This window comes from Mangrovicoccus sp. HB161399 (assembly GCF_013184745.1).
In the GTDB taxonomy this organism is placed as follows: domain Bacteria; phylum Pseudomonadota; class Alphaproteobacteria; order Rhodobacterales; family Rhodobacteraceae; genus Mangrovicoccus.
In genome coordinates, this window is record NZ_JAATVU010000143.1 from 1 (window position 1) to 7062 (window position 7062).

Consider the following 7062-nt stretch of genomic DNA (forward strand, 5'->3'; position numbering starts at 1 on the left):
CGTATCGAGGACGCGAGTGCTGCTGCTATGAACGCTGCTCCGAGGAGTCCCGTCACGGCCTCGTTGATGTGGACGAGGGTCTGGGCGAACATGATGACCGACAGGACCAGGATCGACCAGAAGGCGCCGTGCTCGAGATAGCGGAACTCGGCCAGGGTGCCCTTCTCCACCAGCATGATCGTCATCGAGCGCACGTACATCGCCCCGATCCCCAGCCCGATCGCGATCAGGAACAGGTTCTGGGTCAGCGCGAAGGCGCCGATCACCCCGTCGAAGCTGAAGCTCGCGTCCAGCACCTCGAGATAGAGGAACGCCCCCAGCCCGCCCTTGGCCGCCGCACCTGCCGCGTCCCGGGCGTCGAGCACATGGCCCAGCATGTCCACCCCGAGGAAGGTGAGCAGCCCGCAGGCCGCGGCGAACAGGAACTCGTCCCGCCCGGCCTCCGGCAGGAAGCGCGAGAACACCGCCACGATGGCCAGCACCGCGGCGATCTCGGCGCCGCGCACCGAGCCGCAGCGGCGCATCGCGCGCTCGATGCCGGCGATCCAGTCGACCTCCTTGGCCTCGTCGACGAACCAGCTCAGCGCCACCATCATCAGGAAGGCGCCGCCGAAGGCGGCGATCGACAGGTGCGCGCCGCGGATGATCTCGGCATATTCGGCAGGCCGGGTGGCGGCGAGCCGGATCGCCTCCCAGGGCCCCAGCCCCGCGGCCACGACCACGATCAGCAGGGGGAACAGGATGCGCATGCCGAAGACCGCGATCAGGATCCCCCAGGTCAGGAAGCGGCGCTGCCAGACCGGGTCCATCTCGTTGAGCTTGTTGGCATTGACGATGGCGTTGTCGAAGCTCAGCGAGATCTCCAGCACCGCCAGCACCGCGCCGATCATCAGGAAGCCGAGCGCGCCGCCCAGCGTGCCGGAATAGCTCAAGCCCAGCCAGAAGGCGAGGCAGAGCCCGGCAGCCGTCACCGCATGGGCCCATCCGAAGTATCTGAGCATCTCAGGCCCCTGCCGGTTCGGGCAGGTAGCCCGAGAGATCGACTTCGGTGAGCAGGGGCGTGCCGGCGAAGAGCGCGGCGATGTTGTCCACCACCAGCTGCGCCATCGCGTCCCGCGTCTCGACGGTGCCCGAGGCATGGTGCGGATAGAGCGTGGTGTTGGGCAGCGACACCAGCCGCGGATCGGGATCGGGCTCGGAGGCATAGACGTCGAGCGCGGCATGGCCGAGCCGCCCGTCCGAGAGGCAGGCGATCATCGCCTCCTCGTCGACCACCGTGCCGCGGGCGACATTGACCAGGAGCCCCCCGGGCCCCAGCGCCTCCATCACCGCCTCCGAGACCAGCCCGCGCGTGCCCTCGCCGCCCGCCACGATGGCGACCAGCGTGTCGGACTGGCGCGCCAGCTCCTCGAGGCCCGCCACATATGTCCAGGACACGTCCTTGGGGCGGCGGTTCCAGTAGCGCACCTCCATCCCCATGGCTTCCGCGCGGCGCGCGATCGCCTTGCCGATCGTGCCCATGCCGATGACCCCCAGCACCTTGCCGGAGGTCGAGCGCGTCAGCGGCATCGGCCCCTTCTCCGCCCAGTCGCCCGAGCGCACCCAGGCATCGCCCGCCACCATGCCGCGCCGCGCCGCCAGCATCAGCATGATGGCGGTGTCGGCGACGTCGTCGCAGAGCGCGGGCGAGGAATTGGTCAGCCGCACCCCGCGCTCCGCCATGGCGCGGGTGTCGAACCCGTCGAACCCGGCCGAGGAGCAGGCGACCAGCTCCAGCTGCGGCATCGCCGCGAGGATCCCGCGGGTCATCGGCGCATGGCCGTTGGTCGCCGCCGCGCGGCATTTCGGCCCGTGCTCGGCCAGGAAGGCGGCCTTGTCGCCGGCCAGGTCATAGCGGTGCAGGGTGTAGGCCGCCTCGAGCTGCGCCATCGCCCCGGGGCGCTGCGGATAGAGCATCATCACGTCGGGTTTCATCGTCACGCGGCCTCCCCGGCCAGTTTCTGCCGTTCCAGTCTTTCCGCACGGCGCCGCGCCTGGATTTCCGGATCGGGATCGAGCGAGGCGGCCAGCAGGTTGCGGGTGTACTCTTCCCGCGGGGCATCGAATATCTGGCGCACCCCGCCCTGCTCGACAATCCTGCCGCCCTGCATCACGATGACCCGGTCGGCGAAGTCGCGCACCACCGGCAGGTCATGGGCGATGAAGATGTAGCTCAGCCCGTGCGCCGCCTTCAGCCGGTCGAGAAGCTCGATCACCTGGGCCTGGACCTGCACGTCGAGCGCGCTCACCGCCTCGTCGCAGACGATGATCCGCGGCTCCAGCGCCAGCGCGCGGGCGATGGCGATGCGCTGGCGCTGTCCGCCCGAGAACTGGTGCGGATGGCGGTGCATGTGCTCCTCGGAAAGCCCGACCTCGCGCAGCAGCTCCGCCACGCGCGCCTTCCAGCGGGATTTCTCGACGATGCCGGGATGGATCGCCCAGCCCTCCGAGACCAGCTGGAACACGGTCATCCGCGGGTTGAGGCTCTGGGTCGGGTCCTGGAACACCATCTGGATGTCGCGGCGCAGGCCGTGCAGCTCCTTCGGGCTCATCGCGAACAGGTCGCGCCCCTGGTAGAGCGCCCGCCCGCCCGAGGCCTCCTCCAGCCGCAGCAGCAGCCGCGCGGTGGTCGACTTGCCCGAGCCGCTCTCGCCGACGATGGCCAGGGTCTCGCCCTCGCGCAGCTCGTAGCTGATGCCGTGCAGCGCGGTGAAGGCGCCGTACTGCTTGGAGACGTTCTGCAGCGCCAGGATGGGCGGGGTGTCCAGCTCGTCGGGATGGATCTCGCCCTTGCCCGGCGCGGCGCCGATCAGCCGCTTGGTGTAGGGATGCTGCGGGTTGCGGTAGACCTCGGCCGCGGTGCCGGCCTCGACGATCTCGCCCTTCGACATCACCACCACGCGGTGCGCGATCTCGGCCACCACGCCCAGGTCGTGGGTGATGATCACCAGCGCCATGCCGGTTTCCTTCTGCAGCTCCTCGAGCAGCCCGAGGATCTGCGCCTGCACGGTGACGTCGAGCGCGGTGGTCGGCTCGTCGGCGATCAGCACGTCGGGCTTCAAGGCCAGCGCCATGGCGATCATCAGCCGCTGGCGCTGCCCGCCCGAGAACTGGTGCGGGTATTTCTCCGCCGCCGCCTGCGGGTCGGGAATGCCGACCTTGGCGAGCAGCCGCAGCGTCTCGGCCTTCGCCTCGGCGCGGGCCGTGCCGTGGATCGCCATGGTCTCCTCGATCTGCCAGCCGACCCGGTAGACCGGGTTCAGGTGGCTCAGCGGATCCTGGAAGATCATCGCGATGCGCTTGCCGTTGAGCCCGCGCCGCTCGGCCGCGGACATCTCCAGGATGTTGCGGCCCTCGAACAGGATCTCGCCGCTGTCGATCCGCCCGGGCGGCATGTCGATCAGGTCGAGCACCGCCGAGGAGCTGACCGACTTGCCCGAGCCGGATTCGCCGAGGATCGCCAGCACGTCGCCGCGGTTCACGGCCCAGCTGACATGTTTCACGGCATGGACGGGACCGCGGGCGGTGTCGAAGGTCACCGACAGGTTGCGGACTTCGAGAAGCGGGTCAGCCATTCTTCTTTCCTCCGGTTTCGAGCCGCCAGCGCTGCGTCGGGTCGAGCGCGATGCGCATCCAGTTCGACAAGAGGTTCAGCGACAGCGTGGTCAGGATGATCGCCAGGCCCGGCCAGAAGCTCAGCCACCAGGCCGAGGTCAGGTAGGGCCGCCCCTGCGCCACCATCAGCCCCCAGGTCACCTCGGGCGGCTGGATGCCGATGCCCAGGAAGCTGAGCGAGCTTTCGGCCAGCATGACGAAGGCGAAGTCGAGCGTCGCGATGGTCACCAGCGTCGGCAGGATCACCGGCAGGATGTGGCGGAAGATGATCCGCGGGGTGGAGGCGCCCATCACGATGGCGGCCTGCACGAACATCCGCTCGCGGATCTCCAGAACCTCGGCGCGGGTGGTGCGCAGGTAGACCGGGATGCGGGTGATCGCGAGCACCAGCACGATGTTGCCCACCGAGGGCTCCAGCATGTAGAGCACGATCACCGCCAGGAGCAGCGACGGGAAGGACATGATCACGTCGGCCAGCCGCGGGATCATCTGGCCGAGCCGGCCGCGGGAATAGCCCGCCACCAGGCCCAGCGAGGATCCGATCAGCAGCGAGGCCGCCACCGCGCCGGTGGCGATCGCCATCGTGTTCGAGGCGGCGACGATGATCCGCGCCAGGAGCGGCCGGCCCAGCTGGTCGCCGCCCAGCCACATCGTCCAGTCCTGCCCGAAGAGGAACGGAACGGCGTTGCGGCCGCGCAGGTTCTGCTTGGAGGACACCGCCTCCAGCAGCATCGGCCCGAACAGGGCGCAGAGGATGACCAGGCCGAGGAAGATCGCGGCGCAGGTCGCGGGCTTGTCGGCCCGGAGCAGCTTCAGGAAGGTGCGGAGCGGTCCCGGCTCGCCCGGGTCCTTGCGGGCCGCGGCGACGGTCGTGTGGGTGTCGGACATGGCCATGGTCTCAGTACCGGATGCGCGGATCGAGCGCCGCATAGGCGAGGTCGATCAGGATGTTCATGAGGAAGATGGCGAAGGCGGTGACCATGATCGAGGCGAGCACCACCGAGAAGTCGCGCTGCAGGATCGAGTCGATCATCAGCTTGCCGATGCCCGGAAAGCCGAAGATCGTCTCCACCACCACCGCGCCGTTCAGCAGCGCCGCCGCCTGGTCGCCGATCACGGTCAGCACCGGCAGCATGGCGTTCCTGAGCGCATGCACGAAGATCGTCGCGCGCGGGCCGACGCCCTTGGCGCGCGCGGTCTTCACGTAGGCCGAGCCGAGCGCCGTGATCATCGAGCCGCGCACCACCTGCAGGATCAGCCCGAAGGGCCGGATGAACAGCACCGCGATCGGCAGGATCCAGTGCCAGACCGTGCCGGTGCCCGAGGTCGGCAGCCAGCCGAAGCCCACCGAGAACACCACGATGGCGACGATCGCCACCCAGAAGTCCGGGGCCGAGGCGCCGATCAGCGAGAAGAAGGTGGCGATCCGGTCGAAGATGCCGCCGAGGTTGAACGCCGCCAGCGAGCCCAGCGTGATCGCCGCGCCCGAGACGATCGCCATGGTGATCACCGCCAGCTGCAGCGTCCAGGCGAAGGCCTCGGTCACCACTTCGAGCGCGGGGCGCGCGCGGCGGATCGACTCGCCGAAGTCGAGCCGGACGAGATCGCCGAGATAGCTGAAGAACTGCACGATCAGCGGCTGGTCGAGACCGTGCAGCGCCCGGAAGTTCTCCCGGGCTTCCTGGGAGGCGTCGATCGGCAGGTACAGGTCGGTCGGGTCGCCGGTCAGGCGCGACAGGAAGAAGACGGCGATGACGAGCAGGATGAGGGACACCCCGCTGGACACCGCGCGCTTCGCGAGAAAGCGTTGCATGGAGAGCTCCTCCGGGTTCCGGGGGGACGGGGCGGCCGCGCGCCGCCCCGTCCGGGGGTCAGTCGGGGATCACTTGAAGCCGATCTGCGACAGCTGCAGCTCGGAATTGGTGGCGATGCTCGGGGTGAAGTCGAGCCGCTCGCTCACCCGGGAAAAGCCCACCATGTGGAACAGGAACACGTCCGCGGACAGGTCGTGGACGCGGGCGAAGGCCTTGCGCCAGGCATCGGCCCGGCCCTCCCCCGCGGTGCCGGTCGCGGCGGCGATGTCGGCATCGAGCTCCTGGTCGCAGATGCCCGACTGCAGCCCGTCGCAGGCATACTTGAAGTACATCGAGAAGACCGGGTCGCCGCGGTTGTTGTCGTGCATCGCCGCCACGATGGCCGGCGTGTCGCCCGCCGCGAAGGGCTTGGAATAGTACTTCACCCATTCCGCGACCTCGACCATCTGCAGCTTGATGTTGAAGCCCGCATCCGCGAACATCGCCTGCAGCGCCTCCATCACCTCGGTGACGTTGGGGAAGTTGCCCAGCCGCCCGACCAGCAGGATCTCGCTGCCGACCGGAACGCCGTCGGCCTTGGCCGCCTCCAGAAGCGCCCTGGCCGCCTCCGGATCGTAGGCCGGAACCGCCAGGTCCTCGTCCGCGCCCAGCGTCGAGGGCACCGTCATGTGGGTGGCGATCTGCGCGTCCTCGGGGATCAGCGTGCCGAGGAAGGCCTCGCGGTCCACCGCCATGTTCAGCGCCTGGCGCACCCGCAGGTCATCCAGCGGCGCGATGCCCGAGTCGATCCGCAGGTAGGTGGTCTCCGAGTTCGGATAGGCGAAGTCGGTCGCCTTGTTGGTCGCGTCGGTCTGGCTGATCAGCGGCGCGATGTCGGCCTCGCCGGTCTGCACCATCGCCGCGCGCACCGCGTCGTCGGAGCGGAACACGTAGGTCGCCTTGGTCACCGCCGGCGCGCCGCCCCAGTAGCCGTCGCGGCGCTCCAGGATGATGTCCTGGCCGACATTGTACTCGGTCAGCTCGTAGGGGCCGGTGCCGACCGGATCGCGGGTGAATTCCATCGGGGTTTCCGACGGCACGATGGTCAGCGTCGACATCAGCAAGGGCAGGATCGGCTGCGCCGGGTCCGAGGCGATGTCGATCGTGTGCTCGTCCACCACCGTCGCGGTGATCTCCATGCCGCCGAAATACTTCGCCCCGATCTCGCAGGTCAGCTGGTCGGACAGCGTCCGCTCCACCGAGTGCTTCACGTCCGCCGCATCGAAGGCCGTGCCGTCGGAGAAGGTCACACCCTCGCGCAGGTGGAACCGCCAGGTGGCATCGTCCGTCTCCTCCCAGGAGGTGGCGAGCCGCGGCATCAGCGCGCCGTTCGACGGGTCGAGCTCGGTCATCGTCTCGGAGATGTTCTGCAGCAGAACACGGCCGATGTTGGACTGCGACGACATGCACGGCTCGAGTGTCTCGAGCTCCTCGTTCAGCACGATCGTCACGTCCGTATCGGCCGCCAGGACCGGAAGCCCAAGGCACGAAACAGCAGCCCCGCAAAGCAGGACACCACGGAATGTCATAAGTTTTCCTCCCAAAATGCCGGCAG

General features: G+C 68.8%; 6 protein-coding genes. All 6 read right to left on the reverse strand.

Features of this window, described 5'->3' with window-relative positions; translation table 11 throughout:
- The coding region (locus HCC78_RS31020) for a DUF475 domain-containing protein (protein ID WP_172332592.1) at nucleotides 1-1001 on the reverse strand (1001 nt) is incomplete at its 3' end.
- Between the two features lies 1 nt (nucleotide 1002).
- Nucleotides 1003-1974 carry a 2-hydroxyacid dehydrogenase gene (locus HCC78_RS31025; protein ID WP_172332597.1) on the reverse strand — a complete coding sequence of 324 codons (972 nt, stop codon included), beginning with the start codon at nucleotides 1972-1974 and terminating at the stop codon, nucleotides 1003-1005.
- Nucleotides 1975-1976: 2 nt separating this feature from the next.
- Nucleotides 1977-3614, reverse strand: a complete 1638-nt coding sequence (locus HCC78_RS31030) for an ABC transporter ATP-binding protein (RefSeq protein ID WP_172332593.1) — start codon at nucleotides 3612-3614, stop codon at nucleotides 1977-1979.
- On the reverse strand, nucleotides 3607-4542 hold the full coding sequence (locus HCC78_RS31035) for an ABC transporter permease (protein WP_216671391.1): 936 nt from the start codon (nucleotides 4540-4542) through the stop codon (nucleotides 3607-3609). The genes HCC78_RS31030 and HCC78_RS31035 overlap by 8 nt, the downstream gene beginning before the upstream one ends.
- Before the next feature lie 10 nt (nucleotides 4543-4552).
- Entirely contained in the window at nucleotides 4553-5467 is a 915-nt protein-coding gene (locus HCC78_RS31040) for an ABC transporter permease (protein ID WP_172332595.1), read from the reverse strand.
- Between the two features lie 69 nt (nucleotides 5468-5536).
- Nucleotides 5537-6958 carry an ABC transporter substrate-binding protein gene (locus HCC78_RS31045; protein ID WP_371743964.1) on the reverse strand — a complete coding sequence of 474 codons (1422 nt, stop codon included), beginning with the start codon at nucleotides 6956-6958 and terminating at the stop codon, nucleotides 5537-5539.
- Between the last annotated feature and the right edge of the window lie 104 nt (nucleotides 6959-7062).

Excerpts from the sequence above, each read along its gene's own strand:
- HCC78_RS31035 (WP_216671391.1), bottom strand. The coding sequence starts at position 4,542 with ATGTCCGACACCCACACGACCGTCGCCGCGGCCCGCAAGGACCCGGGC.
- HCC78_RS31040 (WP_172332595.1), bottom strand. The coding sequence starts at position 5,467 with ATGCAACGCTTTCTCGCGAAGCGCGCGGTGTCCAGCGGGGTGTCCCTC.
- HCC78_RS31025 (WP_172332597.1), bottom strand. The coding sequence starts at position 1,974 with ATGAAACCCGACGTGATGATGCTCTATCCGCAGCGCCCCGGGGCGATG.
- HCC78_RS31030 (WP_172332593.1), bottom strand. The coding sequence starts at position 3,614 with ATGGCTGACCCGCTTCTCGAAGTCCGCAACCTGTCGGTGACCTTCGAC.